2 protein-coding genes are annotated in these 641 nt (G+C 48.2%); one reads left to right on the top strand and one right to left on the bottom strand.

Annotated elements, in window-relative coordinates; all coding sequences use genetic code 11:
- On the top strand, positions 1–321 hold a 321-nt coding region (locus tag ACWHAR_RS28480; protein WP_452088622.1), incomplete at its 5' end, for an SDR family oxidoreductase.
- Between the two features lie 42 nt (positions 322–363).
- On the opposite strand, the gene ACWHAR_RS28475 is transcribed toward ACWHAR_RS28480, so the two are convergent.
- Positions 364–641 (bottom strand): 3-alpha domain-containing protein (locus tag ACWHAR_RS28475; protein ID WP_452088621.1); only part of this gene is annotated, 278 nt, incomplete at its 5' end.

Raw genomic sequence — 641 nt, 5'->3', positions numbered from 1 at the left:
AAAACCGCTTTGATCAGTTTGTCAAGAGGTTTGGCCGAAATGACAAAAGGGACAAATGTGACCGTCAACTCTGTTCTTCCGGGACCTACCTGGACGGAAGGCGTCGCCAATTATATGGAAGGTGCCGCCGCTCAGGAGAAAACCGATTTAGACACCTTTGTCAAAGATTATTTCAAAGTGAATGAGCCGACTTCTTTGATTCAGCGCTATGCAAAACCGGAAGAAGTGGCGAGTACGATCGTCTACCTCGCTTCCGAAAAAGCTGCGGCTATCAACGGTTCAGCTCAAAGAGTGGAGGGCGGAATCATCCGCTCGATTTAACCGAAATCCTCTGCCGGTCGGCAGAGGATTTTTTCCTTTTGGTTAAGAACCCTGCTTCAGACCTCCCGTCAGCCTTTCGCGGTCATCCGGCTCAAAGCCGTTCAGCCGTTTTAAACATGATGCACGCCAATTTGCCGACAGTTCCTCCACCTCGAGAAGTTTTTTGATGCCCTCAATATCGTTCTTTTCATGATGCTTGATGCGATTTGCGTATGAAATCGTAATGCCTTTAGGGTGGCGTGAGATTCGTTTCAGACCATGCTCCTTACAGACGAACCCTTCTTTCAGCACGCGAAAGTAAAAACCCGTAAATCCGGTAT

The organism is Bacillus sp. LR--39 (genome assembly GCF_053613335.1).
This window is presented reverse-complemented; position numbering and strand designations above follow the sequence as displayed.